Origin of the sequence: Streptomyces sp. WG7 (assembly GCF_049975785.1) — a bacterium.
Taxonomy (GTDB): Bacteria; Actinomycetota; Actinomycetes; order Streptomycetales; family Streptomycetaceae; genus Streptomyces.
Genome location: NZ_JBNGGE010000046.1, coordinates 19534 through 37488 on the forward strand (window position 1 = coordinate 19534; position 17955 = coordinate 37488).

General features: G+C 71.3%; 18 protein-coding genes. 4 read left to right on the forward strand and 14 right to left on the reverse strand.

Going from position 1 to position 17955, the window contains the following annotated elements:
• Positions 1-81: 81 nt before the first annotated feature.
• The gene (locus tag ACP4J0_RS31290; RefSeq protein ID WP_426602088.1) at positions 82-819 is read right to left on the reverse strand and encodes an NADPH-dependent F420 reductase; all 738 of its coding nucleotides are present in this window, start codon (positions 817-819) and stop codon (positions 82-84) included.
• A gap of 147 nt (positions 820-966) precedes the next feature.
• Here ACP4J0_RS31290 and ACP4J0_RS31295 point away from each other — a divergent pair, with 147 nt between their 5' ends.
• Positions 967-1815 (forward strand): LysR family transcriptional regulator, encoded by an 849-nt coding sequence (locus ACP4J0_RS31295; protein ID WP_426602089.1) that lies wholly within the window; start codon positions 967-969, stop codon positions 1813-1815.
• A 184-nt stretch (positions 1816-1999) separates the two neighbouring features.
• Here the strand turns inward: ACP4J0_RS31295 and ACP4J0_RS31300 are convergent, their stop codons facing one another.
• Positions 2000-2440: a DUF6010 family protein gene (locus tag ACP4J0_RS31300; RefSeq protein WP_426602130.1), complete on the reverse strand. Its 441-nt coding sequence runs from the start codon at positions 2438-2440 to the stop codon at positions 2000-2002.
• A 314-nt stretch (positions 2441-2754) separates the two neighbouring features.
• The gene (locus tag ACP4J0_RS31305; protein WP_426602090.1) at positions 2755-3444 is read right to left on the reverse strand and encodes a DJ-1/PfpI family protein; all 690 of its coding nucleotides are present in this window, start codon (positions 3442-3444) and stop codon (positions 2755-2757) included.
• Positions 3445-3646: 202 nt separating this feature from the next.
• On the opposite strand from ACP4J0_RS31305, the gene ACP4J0_RS31310 reads away from it, so the two are divergent.
• Complete coding sequence (locus ACP4J0_RS31310; protein WP_426602091.1) at positions 3647-4597, forward strand: GlxA family transcriptional regulator; 951 nt, start codon at positions 3647-3649, stop codon at positions 4595-4597.
• 9 nt (positions 4598-4606) lie between these two features.
• Here the strand turns inward: ACP4J0_RS31310 and ACP4J0_RS31315 are convergent, their stop codons facing one another.
• From ACP4J0_RS31315 to ACP4J0_RS31330, 4 genes are all read right to left on the reverse strand, one after another.
• Positions 4607-5401 (reverse strand): ATP-binding cassette domain-containing protein, encoded by a 795-nt coding sequence (locus ACP4J0_RS31315; protein ID WP_426602092.1) that lies wholly within the window; start codon positions 5399-5401, stop codon positions 4607-4609.
• Positions 5398-6438 (reverse strand): ABC transporter permease, encoded by a 1041-nt coding sequence (locus ACP4J0_RS31320; RefSeq protein ID WP_426602093.1) that lies wholly within the window; start codon positions 6436-6438, stop codon positions 5398-5400. The genes ACP4J0_RS31315 and ACP4J0_RS31320 overlap by 4 nt, the downstream gene beginning before the upstream one ends.
• The gene (locus ACP4J0_RS31325) at positions 6435-7439 is read right to left on the reverse strand and encodes a sugar ABC transporter substrate-binding protein (protein WP_426602094.1); all 1005 of its coding nucleotides are present in this window, start codon (positions 7437-7439) and stop codon (positions 6435-6437) included. Before ACP4J0_RS31325 ends, ACP4J0_RS31320 begins: the two co-directional genes overlap by 4 nt.
• Before the next feature lie 345 nt (positions 7440-7784).
• Entirely contained in the window at positions 7785-8522 is a 738-nt protein-coding gene (locus ACP4J0_RS31330) for a myo-inositol degradation transcriptional regulator (protein WP_426602131.1), read from the reverse strand.
• Between the two features lie 129 nt (positions 8523-8651).
• Between ACP4J0_RS31330 and ACP4J0_RS31335 the strand changes: the two genes are divergently transcribed.
• The gene (locus ACP4J0_RS31335) at positions 8652-9674 is read left to right on the forward strand and encodes a Gfo/Idh/MocA family protein (RefSeq protein WP_426602095.1); all 1023 of its coding nucleotides are present in this window, start codon (positions 8652-8654) and stop codon (positions 9672-9674) included.
• 135 nt (positions 9675-9809) lie between these two features.
• Here ACP4J0_RS31335 and ACP4J0_RS31340 read toward each other — a convergent pair whose 3' ends face one another.
• The 5 genes from ACP4J0_RS31340 to ACP4J0_RS31360 form a co-directional block, all read right to left on the reverse strand.
• The gene (locus tag ACP4J0_RS31340; protein WP_426602096.1) at positions 9810-10457 is read right to left on the reverse strand and encodes a response regulator; all 648 of its coding nucleotides are present in this window, start codon (positions 10455-10457) and stop codon (positions 9810-9812) included.
• Complete coding sequence (locus ACP4J0_RS31345) at positions 10454-11647, reverse strand: sensor histidine kinase (RefSeq protein WP_426602097.1); 1194 nt, start codon at positions 11645-11647, stop codon at positions 10454-10456. Before ACP4J0_RS31345 ends, ACP4J0_RS31340 begins: the two co-directional genes overlap by 4 nt.
• 50 nt (positions 11648-11697) lie before the next feature.
• On the reverse strand, positions 11698-13902 hold the full coding sequence (locus tag ACP4J0_RS31350) for an MMPL family transporter (RefSeq protein ID WP_426602098.1): 2205 nt from the start codon (positions 13900-13902) through the stop codon (positions 11698-11700).
• A 168-nt stretch (positions 13903-14070) separates the two neighbouring features.
• Complete coding sequence (locus ACP4J0_RS31355; RefSeq protein WP_426602099.1) at positions 14071-14760, reverse strand: response regulator transcription factor; 690 nt, start codon at positions 14758-14760, stop codon at positions 14071-14073.
• Positions 14761-14985: 225 nt separating this feature from the next.
• Positions 14986-16287, reverse strand: a complete 1302-nt coding sequence (locus ACP4J0_RS31360) for a sensor histidine kinase (protein WP_426602100.1) — start codon at positions 16285-16287, stop codon at positions 14986-14988.
• 180 nt (positions 16288-16467) lie between these two features.
• Here ACP4J0_RS31360 and ACP4J0_RS31365 point away from each other — a divergent pair, with 180 nt between their 5' ends.
• A complete protein-coding gene (locus ACP4J0_RS31365; protein ID WP_426602101.1) occupies positions 16468-16668 on the forward strand; it encodes a hypothetical protein in 201 nt (66 codons plus the stop codon).
• Positions 16669-16701: 33 nt separating this feature from the next.
• On the opposite strand, the gene ACP4J0_RS31370 is transcribed toward ACP4J0_RS31365, so the two are convergent.
• Positions 16702-17115, reverse strand: a complete 414-nt coding sequence (locus tag ACP4J0_RS31370) for a ribonuclease domain-containing protein (RefSeq protein WP_426602102.1) — start codon at positions 17113-17115, stop codon at positions 16702-16704.
• A gap of 146 nt (positions 17116-17261) precedes the next feature.
• Positions 17262-17888 carry a dihydrofolate reductase family protein gene (locus ACP4J0_RS31375; RefSeq protein ID WP_426602103.1) on the reverse strand — a complete coding sequence of 209 codons (627 nt, stop codon included), beginning with the start codon at positions 17886-17888 and terminating at the stop codon, positions 17262-17264.
• Positions 17889-17955 lie beyond the last annotated feature (67 nt).

The following is a 17955-nucleotide window of genomic DNA, read 5'->3' on the forward strand; positions in this document are numbered from 1 at the left end:
CTCGGTCACATGACCGTCGCGGTGAGGGTGAGCGGACGCCCGGCCGTACCGTCGGGGCGGATCACCCGCTGTTGCATCGGATCACATCCGGAAACCCGCGGGCCCTCGCAACGCGGCGGCGGCGAGTTCGCCGACCCGGGCGACGGGCACGGGCACACCGGGCGCCTGCTGGACCCAGGCCACGAACTCCCTGGGCGTGAGGCCGGACGGCGGCTGCCCCACGTACGGGACGGCGTACAGCGGGGTGTTGGGTTCGCTGCGCCAGCTTTCGGCCAGCGTGCCGAGGTCCACCGCGTCGAAGCCGAGGACGTCCAGCAGGTCGGCCACCTCCTTCTTGGCGTCCGGGTCGTCGCCGGAGAGCGGCAGCGCGGTGCGGTCGGGGGCTCCGGCCGGGCGGAACAGTTCCGTCAACTGCTTGGGGCCGATGTTGTGCAACGCCTTCACCACCCGGGCACCTGCGAGGTGGCGCTGCACCAGTTCGCTGGAGGTCAGCTCGTTGCTGTCGAGTTCCGGCACCGTGAAGCGGGAATGCGGCGCGTAGTTCATCGGGTCGATCACGGTCTTGCCGGCGAGCTCCGCCCGGGGCAGCTGCTCGTGGGCGGCCAGCGGCACGGCCGCGATGACCAGACTGCCGGCGCTCGCCGCTTCGGCCGGGGTGGCCGCGCTGGCCCGCTCGCCGAGCTCCGCGACGAGGTCGGCCAGCGTCTCGGGGCCGCGTGAATTGCTCAGGACGACGTGCAGGCCGGCGTCGACGGCGCGGCGGGCGGCCCCGAGGCCGACCATGCCGGTGCCGATGACGCCGAGGGTTGTCGTGCTCACTTTGTTCTCCGTTCGCGTTCCCCGCGTCGCGGCATCCAGCGGGTAGGACCGCTCTGGCGGGCTCGTACCCATCACAGCCGGAGTGACCTGCGCGAACAATGACCAGAAACGCTCGGCAGCGATCACATCGCGTGATAGATCAGACGGATGGAACTGAGAGCGTTGCAGTACTTCGTGACGGTCGCCGAAGAGTTGCACTTCGGGCGCGCGGCGCAACGGCTGGGCATCGTGCAGCCGGCGGTGAGCCAGCAGATCGCCCGGCTCGAACGCGAACTCGGCGTGCGCCTGCTCGACCGCACCTCACGCCGGGTACGGCTCACCCCGGCCGGCGAACGAGTGCTCGCCGCGGCCCGTAGGACCCTCGTTGCGGCGGCCCGGGTGCGGGTGGTCGCCGGGGAGCCGGCGGCCGTCCTGCGGATCGGGGTCGCGTCCTGCGTCACCCGACGGCTCGACCGGGCGGTGGGCCGCCTGAGCGGCGGCGAACGCCCCGCCGAGCCGAAACTGGTCGACCTGCCGGTGGCCGCGCGACTCGACGCCGTCCGCGACGGCGAGCTGGACCTGGCGCTGGTGCGGGGCGCGCTCACCTCCACGGCGGTGACGGTGGTGCGCGCCTGGTCCGAGCCGCTGCACGCGGTGCTCGCGCGTGAACACCCCGCCGCCCGCGAGCCGGCGGTCAGCCTGCACGACCTCGATCCGCACGGTCTGCGGCTTCCCAGCCGCGACAGTGACCCGCCGATGCACGACGCGATCCTCGCCGCCCTGCCCGTGGCCCCGCTGCGGCCGCCTGCCGGGGACATGCTCAACGTGCTGTTCGAGGTGGGCCGGGACACCGAGGGCTGGACGCTGGTGACGGCCGAGCAGTTCGACGCGTCCCGCTCCGAGCGGCTGCTCCGGCTGCCGCTCGACCCGCCGGTGACCGTCGACGGCAACGTCGTCACCTCACTGGCCACCCCGAAGCCGTGCGTGGCGTCGTACGTGGCCGCGTTCGCGGATTGAACGTCCGCCTCGGGCGGGAAGGTGCCTCCGGGGAAGCGCCGCTCCCACCCCGGACCAGCGGCGGCACGCTGAGCCTGTCCTCGAGCCGGCCCCGAACGATGTCCCGGTTCGAGCCGGCCGGCTTTGCGAGGCGGGGGCGGTCTTCCGGCTCCCAGACTGACCGTTGGGTGCCGGTGCGGTCCGGTCAGGAGGGGGCGGAGACGTGATCGTGCGCGTGGTCTGCTGTCCGGCCGGGCTGGAACCGGCGGCGGACGAGCGCGATCAGGGAAGGTCCTCCGCGGAAGCACCACAGGGCGATGACCGGATCACAGATGGCACATGCCAGAGATGCGTCGTGGTGGAAGGGCAGGATCGGATTGCCCTTGAGGTGGTGGGCCATGTCCCAGGCCGTGTGGAGCAGCCAGCCGACGCCGATGAAGGCCCAGGAGTCCAGGCCGCGGTAGGCGACGTAGGCCGTGAGCGCGACGAATGGGAGCTCCCACGGGCCGAATCCGCCCCCGCTCAGATAGGCGGCGCCGGCTCCGCCCACCATGATCGCGTTGAAGTGGCGTCGGTGCGGTTCTTTGATCAGGGACATCAGCAGGCAGTAGACGATGCCGACGATCACTGGTGACACAAGGTTCATGAGGGGATGACTTCTTCTTCCTGGGGCGGGCCGAATCGCCGCGTCGAGCTGTCGTAGCGCGAGCACCGACGTCTCGGCTGGAGCAGAGTTCCGAGAGGGCGGGATCAGGAGTGTCAGTACGCCGGCGGCCGTCGCGGTCAACGGGATCGAGGCGATCAGTCGGGCGCCGGCGAAGGCGCGGCGCGGCGTCGGGGGAAACATGCTCGCCGGGACGGTGATCGGGCCGACGGCGACCGTGCCTTCGACGGACATGCTGATGTTCTCCCTGCTGTGCAGGGGGACGATGGCCGACTGGTCTGCGAAGGGCCGGGCGTTCAGAGAGTGGTGGGCGTTGGACCCTGCGCGCGCCAGACGGTGCCGCGCCGCTCGTGGGAGAAGAGTTCTTCGACGGCGTGCGCGACGCGGGGGCCCACCTCGCGCTCCAGTAGGTACAGACCTAGATCGATACCGGAGGTGACGCCGGCGCCGGTGATCAGGTCGCCGTCGTCGACGATGCGGGCGCGGACCGCGTGGGCGCCGGTGGCGTCCAGCATGGCCAGGCCCATGTGGTGCGTGGTGGCGTGGCGTCCCTCCAGCAGGCCGGCCATGGCCAGGACGAGCGAGCCGCCGCAGACGGTGGCGACGGTGATGTCCGGGTCGTCCATTGCCTGCTTGAGGAGCGCAGGGAGTTCGGTGGTCAGCGTGCGGCCCAGCAGCACCGGGATGAACTCGTCCTGCTTCCGCTCGCCGACGCCCGCCTCTTCTTCCGGGGACTCGCCGGGTCCGCCCACGCGGCCGGAGGCGCCGGGTACCAGAAGCATGTCGGCGCGCTCCAGGTCGAGGGCGCCGACGGCGCGCAGCGTCAGTCCTCCGATGCCGCTGACGACCTCACGAGGACCCTCTGCGGTGACCAGCTCGACGGTCACCGCGCCGTTCGCCGCCGAGCCACCGGCGTACAGGACCTCGTAGGGGGCCATGGCGTCGAGCGGGTCGAAGCCATCGAACAGGACGACCTGGGTGTGCATGGGTGTGGGGTTCCTTCGGCGTCGATTTCCATCGGGACGCTCCGAAGTCAACCGGCTTCCCGGGAGCTGGCCCAGTGGCACTGATGACATGTTGCAACGGGATAGTGCCAACCCTGTCCTGAAGGGTGTGCACTGCGATGACGTGGGCCTTCCGGAAGGGCGGCCCAGGTCTGCAAGGCTGGTGGGGAGGTAAGTTCTGGCCATGCATACGGTTGCCGTGCTCGCGTTGGATCAGGTGATCCCGTTCGACCTGTCCACCCCCATCGAGGTCTTCTCCCGGACCCGCCTGCCCGACGGGCGTCCCGGCTACCAGGTACGGGTGTGCGCCGAGCGCGACGAGGTCGACGCCGGAGCCTTCACCCTGCGTGCCCCCTGGGGCCTGGAGGGCCTTCAGGGCGCGGACACGATCATCGTGCCGGGCGTCGCCGATCTCGCCGCCCCACTCCCTCCCGCCGTGCACGACGCGCTGCGGTCGGCCGCTGCCGACGGCACCCGGATCGCTTCCATCTGCGTGGGCACCTTCCCCCTGGCTGACACCGGGCTCCTCGACGGACTGCGCGTCACGACCCACTGGCGCGCGGCCGGTCTGCTGGCTGCCGCCCACCCGGACCTCGACGTCGACCCGGACGTCCTCTACGTCGACAACGGCCAGTTGCTCACCTCGGCCGGCGCCGCTGCGGGCATGGACCTGTGTCTGCACATGATCCGTCGTGACTACGGCTCGGCCGTCGCCGCCGACGCCGCCCGCCTGTCAGTGATGCCTCTCGAACGAGAGGGCGGACAGGCGCAGTTCATCGTCTACGACCACGCACCCACACCGCAGGGCTCCGAACTCGAGACGCTGCTCACCTGGCTACAGGAGAACCTGGCCCGCGACCTCACCCTCGCCGACATCGCCGAGCGGGCCGGAACCAGCACCCGAACCCTGATCCGGCGCTTCCGCGACCAGACCGGCACCACGCCGCTCCAGTGGCTCCACCGGGCCCGCATCCGCCAGGCACAGCACTTGCTGGAAACCACGGAGCACTCCGTGGAGCGCATCGGCGGCCAGGTCGGCTTCGGCTCACCCACCACCTTCCGTGACCGCTTCAAACGCACCACCGGCGTCAGCCCGCAGACCTACCGGCGCACGTTCAGTCGAACAGCCACATGAGACGTCGTCTCAAGAGGGGCGCCGCAGCTCGTGGCGGAGGTCTTCCAGCTCGTTCCCGCCGGCCATCTGCCTCGTCAGCTCGTCCAGTGTGATGTCGTGCCGTTCGTCGTTGCCCACCATGGTGCCGCGCTTCAGGAGTACGAAGCGGTCGCCCACCAGATACGCGTGGTGCGGGTTGTGGGTGATCAGAACGACGCCCAGGCCCTGGTCCCGTGCCGCCGCCACGTACTTCAGGACCACGCCGGACTGCTTCACGCCCAGTGCCGCGGTCGGCTCGTCCAGTACCAGGACCTTCGCTCCGAAGTGCACCGCGCGGGCGATCGCCACGCACTGGCGCTCACCGCCGGAGAGGGTGCCGATGGGCTGGTCGACGTCGCGCAGGTCGATGCCCATGCGGAGGAGTTCCTCCCGGGTGGTGCGGCGCATGTGGTCGACGTCCATGCGCTTGAACGGGGCGACGCCCTTGCGCGGCTCGGAGCCGAGGAAGAAGTTGCGCCAGACCGGCATGAGGGGGACGACGGCCAGGTCCTGGTAGACGGTGGCGATGCCGCGGTCCAGGGCCTCGCGCGGGGAGGAGAGGCGGGTCTCCTCGCCGTCGAGGCTCAGGGTGCCGCCGTCGTGCTGGTGCAGGCCGGAGATGATCTTGATGAGGGTCGACTTGCCGGCGCCGTTGTCGCCCAGCACGCAGGTGATCTCGCCCGCGTGGACCTCCAGGGACACGCCTTCGAGGGCGCGGACGTTGCCGTAGTTCTTGCTGACGCCGGACAGCTCGACGAGCGCCGTACGTGCTCGGGTCCCGGTCACTTGGCGGCCTCCGCGCGCTTGCGGACCCAGGCGTTGAGCAGGGTCGCCAGGAGCAGCATCGCTCCGAGGAAGAACTTGAACCAGTCGGGGTTCCACTCGGCGAAGACGATGCCCTTGCTGGTCATGCCGAAGATGAGGGCGCCGACCGCCGAGCCGACGGCGCTGCCGTAGCCGCCGGTGATCAGACAGCCGCCGATGACGGCCGCGATGATGTAGATCAGCTCGTTGCCGACGCCCTCGCCGGACTGGACGACGTCGTAGGAGAAGAGCAGGTGCTGGCCCGAGACCCAGGCGCCGAACGCCACGCCCATGTAGAGGCCGATCCGGGTCCTGGTGACCGGGACGCCCACCGCGCGGGCGGCGTCCTTGTTGCCGCCGACCGCGAAGACCCAGTTGCCGGCGCGGGTGCGCAGCAGGATCCAGCTGGCGACGGCGACGAGGGCGAGCCACCACAGGATGGTGACCTTGAAGCCGACGCCGCCGACGGTGATCGTGGAGGCGAAGACCTCGCGGGCGGAGTCGAAGCCCTCCATGTCGGCGATCGTCTTGGTGGAGACGGTGCCGTCGATCAGCTTGGTGAAGCCCAGGTTCAGGCCGGTCAGCATGAGGAAGGTGCCCAGCGTGATGATGAAGCTGGGCAGCTTGGTGCGGGTGAGCATGAAGCCGTTGAAGACGCCGATCGCCAGGGTGACCAGCAGGGACACGCCGACGCCGACCCAGACGTTGGCGGTCATCTGGTAGCTGAACATCGACGACACCAGGGCCGACGACGTGACCATGACGCCCGCGGACAGGTCGAACTCGCCGCCGATCATCAGCAGCGCCACCGGGACGGCCATGATGCCGATCGTGGAGGCGGCGTAGAGGACCGTGCTGAGGCTGGAGGCGCGCAGGAAGCTGTCGGCGAAGAACGCGAAGAAGGCGAAGACGGCGATCGCGCCGACGACGGAGCCGAGTTCCGGGCGGCCCAGCAGTTTCCGCAGCGGGGAAGACTGCAGAATCCTTTCGTCAGACCGGGCTTCCGCGGCGGCGCTCATCGGGTGCCCCGCTTCGTGTAGTCGGCCAGCTCGGCGGCGTCGTCCTTGGTGACGATCTGCGGTCCGGTGAGCACCGGCCGGCCGCCGCCGAGGACGTCGGCGTTGTACTTGTACAGCCACAGCAGGTCGACCGCCTCGTAGCCCTGGAGGTAGGGCTGCTGGTCGACGGCGAAGCCGAGGGTGCCGTCCTCCAGGCCGGCGGCCACCTTGGCGTTGAGGTCGAAGGTGTCGATCTCGGCCTTGCTGCCCGCGCCCTGCTTGGCCTTCACGGCGGTGTCGGCGTAGGGGGCGCCGAGGGTGACCACGGCGTCGACGGCCTTGTCGGTCTGGAGCTTGGCCTCGATGGCGGACTGCACGTCCGGCATGCTGGTGCCGTTGACGTAGAGCCGCTCGACCGTGCCGTCGAAGGTCTTCTCCACGCCGTCGCAGCGCTGCTCGTGACCGACGTTGCCCTGCTCGTGCAGCACGCAGACCGCCTGCTCGCGTCCGCGCTCGTTGAGCTCCTCGCCGACCGCCTCACCGGCGATGGTCTCGTCCTGGCCGACGTGGGTGAGGGCGCCGAACTCCTTGGACTCCTGCGAGCCGGAGTTCACGGTGATCACGGGGATGCCCGCCTTCCGCGCACGGGCCAGGGCGGACTTCATGGCGGCGGGCTTGGCGAGGGTGACGATGATCCCGTCGACCTTCTTGTCGATGGCCGTGTTCACCAGCTCCGCCTGCTGCTGGGCCTCGTCGTCCTGGGAGTACAGGAAGTTGATGTTGTCCTTCACCGCGGCCTGCTCGGCGCCGCTCTGGACGATGTCCCAGAACGAGTCGCCGTCACCCGAGTGAGTGATCATCGCGAAGGTCCAGCGGGGCGTGTTCACCGCCGCCTTCCCCTGGGCCGACGCGGCCTTGCGAGCGTCCTCGGCGCGCTTGCCGCCCGTACTGCTGCAGCCGGCCAGGGACACCGACAGTGCCCCTGCCAGCGCTATGCCTACCCAGGTCCGAAACCGTGCCACGAGGCCGTGCCCTTCTTGCTGTGCCGTGCTGTGCGTGCCGGAGTCCGCGGAACCCGGCCGGGTTCTCGAAACCCCAAACGCCCCATTGTCCGACATGGGAAACGATCACTCGGAGCCGGGGAGCAGGCGTCGGTCACATTGTCCGGACATGGCGACGAACTCGCACGACGAGCGGCAGACGGACGGCGCGGCGTGCGGACGGACGGACGGACAGTGTGGCGTACGAGAAACAGCGCGGCGTGCGGACGGCGCGGCATACAGCAGACGAACGGCGCTACGTACCGGACGGCGCGACGTGCCGGGCGGCGCACCGCGCGGCTGCTCCACGCCGCCGGCCGGCCCGGGTCAGGACCGTACGAGGAGCTGGAACTCGAAGGAGTAGCGGGACGGCCGGTAGGTGTGCGTGCCGAACTCGACCGCGCGTCCCGTGTCGTCGAACGTCGTGCGTTCCATGGTGAGCAGGGGGGCGCCCTCGTCCTCGCCGAGCCGCTCGGCCTCGCCGGCGGTGGCGGCCCGGGCGCCGATGGACTGGCGGGCGCTGTGCAGGGTGATCCCGGCGGCGCGCATCAGCCGGTACAGGCCGGTGACCTCCAGCTGCCCGGTGTCCAGGTCGAAGAGACCGGGCGGCAGGTAGTTGCACAGGTACGCCATCGGCTCCCCGTGCGTCAGCCGCAGCCGCTCCACCCGGTGCACGTCGCTCCCCTCCGCGACGCCGAGCGCGGCGGCGACCTCGGCGGTCGCGGGGACGACGGTGTTGACCAGGACCTTCGTGGCCGGACGCTGCCCCGCCGCCTCCAGGTCGTCGTAGAGACTGCTGAGCTCGAGCGGGCGCCTGACCTTGCTGTGCACGACCTGGGTGCCGACGCCCCTGCGGCGCACGAGCAGGCCCTTGTCGACGAGCGACTGGATGGCCTGGCGGACGGTGGGCCGGGACAGACCGAGCCGCGCGGCGAGCTCGATCTCGTTGCCCAGCAGGCTGCCCGGGGTCAGCGCGCCGTGCTCGATCGCCGCCTCCAGCTGCTGCGACAGCTGGAAGTACAGCGGCACGGGGCTGCTGCGATCCACGCTGAGGTCCAGCGACACGGTCGGATCCACTTCTGGTTTCGGCACGGGCCGAGCGTAGCTCCGTGCGCTGTTGACGGGAAGTTGTGTAGTTCGATTGTCCGGACATACGCATTGACAGTGCGTGGGCTGTGAGCCCACTTTGATTCCATGCGCATCGGGGTCATCGGGACGGGCCGCATCGGCACCGTTCACGCCAACACGCTCAGCCGCCATCGCGATGTCGGGTCCCTGATCCTCACGGACGCCGACCTCGCGCGGGCGCAGGACCTGGCCCACCGGCTGGGCGAGACGGCGGCACCAGGAGTGGACGAGATCTTCCAGTGGGGCGTGGACGCCGTGGTCATCACCACGGCGACGCCGGCCCACGCCGAACTGATCAGCCGGGCGGCACGCTCGGGGCTGCCGGTGTTCTGCGAGAAGCCCATCGCGCTGGACGTGCCGGGCACGCTGCAGGCGATCGCCGAGGTGGAGGCCGCCGGGACGATTCTGCAGATGGGGTTCCAGCGCCGCTTCGACGCCGGCTACACGGGGGCCCGTGAGGCGGTACGGTCCGGGCGGCTCGGCCGGCTGCACACCGTCCGGGCCGTGACCAGCGACCAGGCGCCGCCGCCGGCCGCGTATCTGCCGCAGTCCGGCGGGCTCTACCGGGACACGCTCATCCACGACTTCGACATCCTGCGCTGGGTGACCGGCCGGGAGATCACCGACGTGTACGCCGCCGGCTCCGACGCCGGTCCGCCGGTGTTCCGCGCGGCGGACGACGTGGACACCGGCGCGGCGCTCCTCACGCTGGACGACGGCACGCTGGCCACGGTGACGGCGACGCGGCTGAACGGCGCGGGGTACGACGTGCGCATGGAGCTGGCCGGGGAGCTGGACCAGATCGTCGTCGGCCTGGACGACCGTACGCCGATCGCCTCGACGGAGCCGACCGGGCCTCCGGCCGCGGACAAGCCGTGGACCGGCTTCGTGGAGCGGTTCGGGCCCGCCTACGAGGCGGAGCTGGCCGCGTTCGTCGAGGTCGTGCGCGGCGAGCGGGCCAACCCGTGCGACGGGCGCGAGGCGTTGCAGGCCCTGCGGATCGCCGAGGCCTGCGAGATCTCCCGGCGCGAGCGCAGACCGGTGCGACCGGCGGAGGTCCCGGGGGCCGCGGCGTCCGTGGCGGGGTGAGCGGGCGGGGGCGAGGGACGTCGGGCACGTCCTCTTGCGAGAGGCGGGGACGGAGGGCCGTCCCCGCACACGTCGGAGCGCAAGCACAGGGACGGCCGGTTCCAGGAGATCAGTGCGTCCAGCCAGGGCCGGACTTCAGGAGCGCGCGAGGAGTCCGCGTTCCAGGGCGACGACGACGGCGCGCGTACGGTCGCTGACGTCGAGTTTCGCGAAGACCCGCAGAAGATGCGTCTTCACCGTGGCCTCGCCGATGACCAGGCGACGGCCGATCTCGGCGTTGGACAGGCCGTCGGCGACCGCGTGCAGCACCTCCCGCTCGCGGGCGGTGAGCGCGACCGGCTCGGGGCGGCGCATCCGGGCCACGAGACGCTCCGCGACCTTGGGCGCGAGGACCGTCTCACCGCGCGCCGCCGAGCGGATGGCGTCGGCGAGCTGCTCGCGGGTGGTGTCCTTGAGGAGGTAGCCGACGGCGCCGGCCTCCACGGCTCGTTCGATCTCGGCGTCGGTGTCGTACGTGGTGAGGATCAGCACCCGGGTGACCACCGGCAGGGTGACGATTTCGGTGGTGGCGGCCACTCCGTCGAGCACCGGCATGCGCAGATCGAGGAGGGCCACGTCGGGGGCGAGCCGCTCGACGAGGTCGACGCCCTCGCGGCCGTCGCTCGCCTCGCCGACGATCTCTATCGTCGGCTCGTTGGCCAGCAGGGCGATGACTCCGGCGCGCATCACGGCATGGTCGTCGACCACGACCACCCGGGTCCGGCCGTACGCGGTGTCGGTCATGGGTGGTCCTGACTGTGCGTGGGGAGGCTGGCGAGGACACGGGTGCCGTCCCCGAGGGAGCTGGTGACGGCGAGTTCGCCGTCGAGTTCGGCCAGTCGTCGGCGCATGCCGTCGAGGCCGAAACCACGGGACTCCTCGACGACGAAGCCGCAGCCGTCGTCGGTGATCTCCAGTTCGACACCGCCCGGGAATTCGGTGAGGACGACGCCGACGGTGGAAGCGCCCGAGTGTTTGCGCACGTTGGCGAGGGACTCCTGGGTGCAGCGCAGCAGGGCGACGCGGGTGCGCTGGTCCAGGTCGATGTCGGGCAGTTCGGCGGTGACGGTGAGGCCGGTGTCCTGGACGAAACGATCCAGGGTTCTGCGCAGGGTGGTGGCCGGCGAGCCGGGTGCGACGCCGCTTTCGGGGGCGGAGCCGACGAGCACCCGGGCCTCGGCCAGGTTCTCGCGCGCGGTCTGTTCGATGGAGGTGAGCTGCTCGGCGCAGCGCGCGGGGTCGGTGACGGTGGCGGCGCGGGCGGCCTCCGCGAGCACCACGATGGAGGCGAAGCCCTGGGCCAGGGTGTCGTGGATCTCCCGGGCGAGCCGTTCGCGCTCTTCGGCCGCGCCCTGCTGCTGATACGCGGCCGCCAGCTTCTCCTGGGTGGCGGTCAGTTCGGCGGTCAGTCGCTCCTGGCGCTCGTTGCTCTGGCCGACGAAGCGGTGCACCCACAGCCCCAGGCCCACCCCTGCGGCGTAGGCGACGACGGTGAAGACCGTGTTCCCCGTGAGGAATTGAGGGCTCCAGCCCTGGCCGAGCGTGCCGCCGAGCACGGTGAGGGCCGCGGCGGTCCCGCTGAGTGTGATCGCGTCCCGCGGGGCGCGGGTGAAGAGCCAGAACTGCGGCAGGGACACCACGTAGAAGGCAGCCCCGCCGTCCAGGAGGCAGGACGCCGCGCCCAGGACGAGACCGAGGACGGCGAGGTAGGCACGGGGACGCAGGACGGGGTTGTCCGGCCGGGTGAGAACGACGGTGTGACACAGCGCGATCACGGCGAGCAGACCGAGCAGCCAGTACCTCCGGGCCGGCGACGCGTCGAGTACGGCGACGGCCGGGGGCAGCAGGCCGAACAGGACCCAGCCTGCTGAGTTCCAGCGGCGGACACGGTCCACGGTGAGTCGGTCGCCCGGCTGCCGCTGCCACTTGGTCACGGTGATTCACTTCGCTTCTGGGCGAGTTGAGGGGCCGACGGTCGATTCGGTCAGCTTACCGATTCCAGGGTGCGGGGGGCCTGTTCGGTGCTGCGGTGAGCACGGCGGACTCCGCGCGAGGGCCACCAGTTGACCTCGCCGAGCAGGAGCATCATGGACGGCAGGACCAGCATGCGGATGACGAAGGCGTCCAGGAGGACGGCGACCGCGAGGCTGAAGCCGATCTGCTTCATCTCGATCAGGTGCAGGGCCGCGAAGCTGGCGAAGACCGTGACCATGACCACGGCGGCGCTGGTCACCACACCCGCCGAGCTGCCGATGCCCTCGATCACGGCCTTGCGGGCCGGGACTCCGCGCAGGGCGGCCTCCCGGATCCGGCTGATCACGAAGACCTGGTAGTCCATCGACAGGCCGAACAGGATCACGAAGAGGAACAGCGGGACCCGGGCGCCGATCGAACCGGTGGAGGTGAAGTCGACCAGGCCTTCGGCCCAGGTGTGCTGGAAGACCATGACGAGAACGCCGAGCGAGGCGGCGGCGGACAGGAGGTTGAGGACGATGCCGACCAGGCCGAGGACCACGGAGCGGAACGCCCAGACGGTCATGACGAAGGTCACCAGGAGCAACGCCCCGATGATGAGCGGCAGCTTCTGTTCCTGGTGGGTCGGATAGTCGGCGTAGCGGGCGACGTCTCCGGTCACCGCGGTCTCGGCACCGTTCACCCGGCCGACGGTCTCCGGGAGGTGCTTGTCGCGGATGTCCTCGAGCGAGGACCGGGCCTCGTCGCTGCTGACGTAGTACGGGACCTGCAGTTGGAGCATGCTGATCCGCTTGTCGGGCGACGTGGTCAGCCGGGAGGTGCCGCTCAGGCGCGGGTCGTCCTCGACGTCGGCGGCGAGTGCGCGCAGGGCGGCGGTCACTTCGGGCGAACGGCCGGCGTCGGCGCGGACGACGACCTGGTGCATGGACTTCAGCTCCGGGTAGGCCGCGTTCAGCCGGTCGTAGACCTGCATGGCGGCGATGGAGCGGGAGTGTGTCTCGCGGCCCATGTCGGTGAGTTTGAGGCCGAGGACCGGGGCGGCGAGGGCGATCAGCGCGAGAACGGTGACGGTGAGCGTGGCGACGGGGTGCTTGGTGACGGGGCGCAGGACGGCGGCGGTCAGGCGGCCGGGGCCGGTCTGGTGCGTCTTCTGCTTCTTCGGCGCGAGACCCCGGGCCGCTCGGCGCTCGGCACGGCGCTCGGCGCGCATGCCCAGGGCGGCGAGCAGGGCGGGCAGCGCGGTCAGGGAGCTGACGACGGCGACGAGGGTGACGACGATCGCGCCGGTGGCGATGGACGAGAAGATGACGTCATCGGCGAGGTAGAGGGTGGCGCTGGAGACGGCGACGGCGAGTCCGGAGACGACGACGGCCCGTCCGGACGTGGCGGCGGCGAGTTCGACGGCGGCCCGCGGGTTCAGTGTGCCGCCCGAGCGGGCCCGTTCCTCACGTTCCCGCTTGAGGTAGAAGAGCGTGTAGTCGACACCGACGGCGAGGCCGATGAGCAGGATGATGTTGATGCCGATGCCGTTGTCGGGGAAGACGTGCGAGGCCACCATCGACAGGCCGACGGCCGCGGCGATCGAGGTCAGGGCGAGCAGCAGCGGCACGAGGGCCATGGCCACCGAGTTGAAGATCAGCAGCAGGGTGACGAGGGTGACCGGCAGGGCGATCATCTCGGTGCGCGCGAGGTCGTCACCGCGTAGTTTGTCGACGCCCTTGCTGATGGACGGCGACCCGGTCTCCTCGACGCGCAGCGAGGGGTTGGCCTCCTGTACGGCCTCGGTCTGCTCGATCAGCGCGTCGACGTGCTCCTTGCCCTCCCGCTCCGGGGCCTTCATGGTGACGGTGACCCGCACCGCCGTGTCGCCCGCGCTGCGTACCGGGTCCTCGACGGAGAGCACCTCGGGCAGTTCGGCCATCCGGGCGGCGACGTCGGCGGCGGCCGAGTCGGCGGCGGCGACGTCGAGCTTGCCGGTGCCCGGCTTGGCGGTGATCAGGACGTGCTCGACAGGGCGCTGCTGCAGTCCGCCCTCCGCGGCGATCGCCTCGCCGCGTCCCGCCTCGCCGATGCGGAAGTCCTCGGTGGTCGCCTCGTTGGTGCCGACGGAGAGGCCGGCACCGAGGCACAGGACGACGAACACGAACCAGCCGACGATGCCCCGCCAGGGGTGGGCAGCGCTCCAACGAGCCATGCGTGCAGGAAGATTCCTCATGGCGCCCATGCTCTTCGCCGGGGGTGTGGCCCCGACAGCGGCGACCGGTTGAACTTGGGGTCCACCGACTGGTGGACGGGCCCGGGTGAGGCCGCCATCACCGCGTCGCCCCGGGCGATGGGGGTGCCGCCGATCTCCAGGGGCTGGCGGCGTATCGGTGACCGCCGGCTAGTGCCCGTCCTCCTCCTGTTCCTCGTACTCCTCCAGGAGTCCCGCGTCGTACGCCAACAGTGCGATCTGCACCCGGTTGTTGAGGTCGAGCTTGGCCAGGATGCGGGAGACGTGCGTCTTGACGGTGGCGACGCTCATGAAGAGTTCCGCCGCGATGGCTGCGTTGGCCATGCCCCGGCCGACGGCGACGGCGACTTCACGCTCGCGGTCGTTGAGGGCGGCGATGCGCGTACGCGCGCGCGTGCGTCTGGTGTCGGCGGCGGAGCCTGCCGCGTGTTCCATCAGCCGCCGGGTCACGGCGGGCGACAGGACGGGGTCGCCGGCCGCGACCCTGCGCACCGCGTCGAGGATCTCGGGGGGCGGGGTGTCCTTGAGGACGAACCCCGCGGCACCGGCGCGCAGGGCCCGCAGCACCTGCTCGTCCGCGTGGAAGGTGGTGAGCACGACGACCTGCGGGGCGTCCGGGCGGCCCCGCAGCCGCTCGGTGGCCGTCAGGCCGTCCACCACCGGCATCCGGATGTCCATGAGGACGACGTCCGGGCGGGTGCGGTCGACGAGCGCCTCGACCTCGTCGCCGTCGGCGGCCTCGCCGACGATCTCGACGTCGTCGGCGCCGCCCAGCATGAACGACAGCCCGGCCCGTACCAGCGGGTCGTCATCGACGAGGAGCAGTCTGATGGCAGTCATGGCCCCTACGTAATCACGGCTGCCGGTGGCCGACTTGGTCCCTGCGGCGACTGCGGCCCGGCGGGGCCGACTTGGTCCCTGCGGCGACTGCGGCCCGGCGCCGGACGGTCACCCGGCACGGGGCCCCGGCGCGGGACGCCCGACGCGGTGCGTCCGATGCCGGCGCGGGTCACCCGACGCGGGGCCCCGGCGCGGGCCGTCCGACGCCGGCGCGGGTCACCCGGCTCACGCCCACGGCAGCCGGGCCCGCACTTCGAAGCCGCCGTCGGGTGTGGGGCCGTGGTCCAGGGTGCCGCCCGCGAGCGTGGCGCGCTCGGTCAGCCCGATCAGGCCCTGACCCGAGCCGGGCACGTCGGGCACCTCGCCCGCGGGCGGGGAGTTGCGCACGGACAGGGCGAGACCGTCGCCCGGGGCCCCGGTGACGGAGACGGTGACCGCGGTGCCGGGGGCGTGCTTGCGCGCGTTGGTCAAGGCCTCCTGGGCGATGCGGTAGGCGGTGCGGCCGACGGACGCGGGCACGGCGGCGGGGTCGGTGACGCGTCCCGCGAGGGCGACCTCCATGCCGGCCTCGCGGGACTCGGCGACCAGGGCGTCGAGCGCCGCGAGCGTCGGCTGGGGACGGCCCGCGTCGTCGGGCTCGGCGGCGCGCAGGACGCCGATGATCTCCCGCAGGTCCTGGAGGGCGTCGTGCGCGCTCTCGCGGATGACACCGGCCGCCCGCGCCACGTCCTCGCGGGACGCGTCCGGCCGGAACTCCAGAGCGCCCGCGTGCACGCTCAGCAGCGTCAGCCGGTGCGCGAGGACGTCGTGCATCTCGCGGGCGATGGCCTCCCGGGCCAGCCGCTGCGCCTGCTCGGCACGGAGCCGGGCCTCCGTCTCGGCGCGCCGGGCCCGGTCGCGCAGGCTGAGCATGAGCTGCCGCTTGGAGCGGGCGAGCATGCCCCAGCCCGCCACCGCGACGGCGAGCAGGATGCCGAAGAAGACGACCCCGAGGTAGGGCAGCTCGGGGTCGGGGCGCACCCAGTAGAAGACGGGCTGGAGCACGATGTGCGCGCCCGCCACCCAGGCCACGTACCGGAAGGGCCGGTGCACGGCCACGGTGAAGAGGGAGACGAGAGCGGTGCCGCTCGACGTGACCGACAGGAAACCGATGGGCACCATGGCCACGGCGAGTGCGACCGGCCACCGGCGCCTGAGCCAGACGGCGGCGCAGGAGAGGGCGCCGATCACCTGGTCGGCGACCTCCATGGAGTGCGGGAGGTGCGGCTCGTTCTCCAGCGCGTCCGCGCTGAGGATGCCGATCACGACGGCGATCAGGAAGCAGCTGAAGTCGACGGCCCAGTCGCGCGCGGTCCGCCGGGACCGCCTGGACCGCTGCGATCGCCGGAATCGCCGGGATCGCGGTCCGGACGGTTCGTGGTCTTCGTCGTCCGGACCCGGGTCGAGCTGTGCGATCAGCGCCGAGGGCAGCAGCCAGCGACGCTCGGGGAACGCCGGGGTGATCCGCGCCGGCCCTTCATTGTTCACAGTCGACGAATCTACGCAGCGCCGGCCGCCGTGACCGCCGTGCGTACGGGATCGCCGACCGAAGTCGCGGAACCGCATACCTTCGGCGCGCGGAACGACGGGGAACGGGGACTTCGGTCGGACGTGGGCTCGCCCCGCGGCCGATGCGCGTGGGGGGTCCGCGGGGCGAGAGTCGGGGGCATGAAGGAACTACTGGGAATCATCGGCTTCTTCACCCTGGTGCAGGGCGTCGCGGGCCTGGTGCACGAGTTCACCGACTGGGACTGGGGGCTCGTGCACCGGGTCGGCTTCCTGGACGGCTACGAGATCTACGCGAGTGTGGCCCTCGTGGTGCTGGCCCTCGCGCTGTTCGCCGCCGCCGAGAGCCGGAAACCCGGGTGAGGAGCCGGGGTACCGCCTCCGGTGCCGCGGCCCTCAGCAGCCGTGGTCGACGAGGTCGAACGAGGAGTAGTGGTCGGCCGTGTAGTAGTCCTCCTGGTACTCCTCACCGGTGACGATGCGGCGGGCGCCACGCGTGTCGGAGCCGGGCGTGATCACCGTGTACTCGTGGTAGTAGCCGGTGGACCGGCTGGGCAGGATGCCCTCCCGGTTCTGGAAGACGGTCCCGTCCTGTTCGAACGGGTAGGGGCCGCCCTGCTCGATCAGGTCGAGCGTGTCGTGCGCCTGGGAGGGCAGGTCGCTGTAGCAGATGTCGCCGACCGCCATGGTGGCGGCACCCGCCGTGGGGGCGGCACCCGCCGTGGGGGCGGAGACGGTGCCGCCCACGAAAAGGGCGGACAGGACTGCGGCTGCTGCGCCGAGCCGAGCGGCGCGTGGGGGGAATCGCATGACCTCATGATGACGCGCGTAGATAGTGGCATGTCAATGACAAGGTCGTGGAGTTTCCCGGGAAGTCGTATGTGTTTTCGGCGAGTTCACCCGCCGCCGCCCGGGGTCCGTCCGCCCGGGCGGCGGCGGGTGCGGCCCGGGTGCGGTCACGCGCTCTCCGGCAGCTCGTACGTCCCGTACTCGGGGCGTCCTGCCAGGTCGTACGACTGGATGGAGACGCCCGCCGCCGTCACGCGCCCGCCGGTGTGCCGGAAGGCCGTCGGCCGGGCGCCCTCCGCGAAGAGGCGGCGCCCGGCGCCGAGCACCACGGGGAAGGCCAGCAGGTGGACGGTGTCGACGAGGTCGAGCGCCAGCAGTGATCCCGCGAGGGCTCCGCTGCCGTGCACCTGGAGCTCCCCGTCGGTGCGCTCCTTCACCGCGGTGACCTCCTTGGCGAGGTCGCCGCCGAGCACGGTCGTGCCCGCCCAGCCCGGGTCGGTGAGGGTGGTGGAGGCGACGTACTTCGGCAGACCGTTCAGCTTGGCCGCGACGGGGTCGGCCGGGTCGGTGATCTTCGGCCAGTAGGAGGCGAAGATCTCGTACGTGCGACGGCCGAGGAGGAACGCGCCGACGCGGCCGAACACCTCGTTGACGAACCGGCCGAAGTCCTCGTCGCCGTACGGGACGCTCCAGCCGCCCTGGCCGAAGCCGTCGCGGGTGTCCTCCTGTGGTCCGCCGGGGGCCTGGTAGACGCCGTCGAGGGTGAGGAAGGTGGTGAGTACGAGCTTGCCCATGACGGGTGCCTGCTTTCCGGTGCCGTGAGTCGTGTCGTCATGGGTTCAGACTCCGCCGGCGCCGGCG

Bases quoted from the DNA above. Each gene is read 5' to 3' on its own strand.
- ACP4J0_RS31305 (WP_426602090.1), bottom strand. From the start codon at position 3,444: ATGCACACCCAGGTCGTCCTGTTCGATGGCTTCGACCCGCTCGACGCC.
- ACP4J0_RS31340 (WP_426602096.1), bottom strand. From the start codon at position 10,457: ATGACCGACACCGCGTACGGCCGGACCCGGGTGGTCGTGGTCGACGAC.
- ACP4J0_RS31295 (WP_426602089.1), top strand. From the start codon at position 967: ATGGAACTGAGAGCGTTGCAGTACTTCGTGACGGTCGCCGAAGAGTTG.
- ACP4J0_RS31365 (WP_426602101.1), top strand. From the start codon at position 16,468: ATGAAGGAACTACTGGGAATCATCGGCTTCTTCACCCTGGTGCAGGGC.
- ACP4J0_RS31320 (WP_426602093.1), bottom strand. From the start codon at position 6,438: ATGAGCGCCGCCGCGGAAGCCCGGTCTGACGAAAGGATTCTGCAGTCT.
- ACP4J0_RS31370 (WP_426602102.1), bottom strand. From the start codon at position 17,115: ATGCGATTCCCCCCACGCGCCGCTCGGCTCGGCGCAGCAGCCGCAGTC.
- ACP4J0_RS31375 (WP_426602103.1), bottom strand. From the start codon at position 17,888: ATGGGCAAGCTCGTACTCACCACCTTCCTCACCCTCGACGGCGTCTAC.
- ACP4J0_RS31335 (WP_426602095.1), top strand. From the start codon at position 8,652: ATGCGCATCGGGGTCATCGGGACGGGCCGCATCGGCACCGTTCACGCC.
- ACP4J0_RS31355 (WP_426602099.1), bottom strand. From the start codon at position 14,760: ATGACTGCCATCAGACTGCTCCTCGTCGATGACGACCCGCTGGTACGG.
- ACP4J0_RS31310 (WP_426602091.1), top strand. From the start codon at position 3,647: ATGCATACGGTTGCCGTGCTCGCGTTGGATCAGGTGATCCCGTTCGAC.
- ACP4J0_RS31300 (WP_426602130.1), bottom strand. From the start codon at position 2,440: ATGAACCTTGTGTCACCAGTGATCGTCGGCATCGTCTACTGCCTGCTG.
- ACP4J0_RS31350 (WP_426602098.1), bottom strand. From the start codon at position 13,902: ATGAGGAATCTTCCTGCACGCATGGCTCGTTGGAGCGCTGCCCACCCC.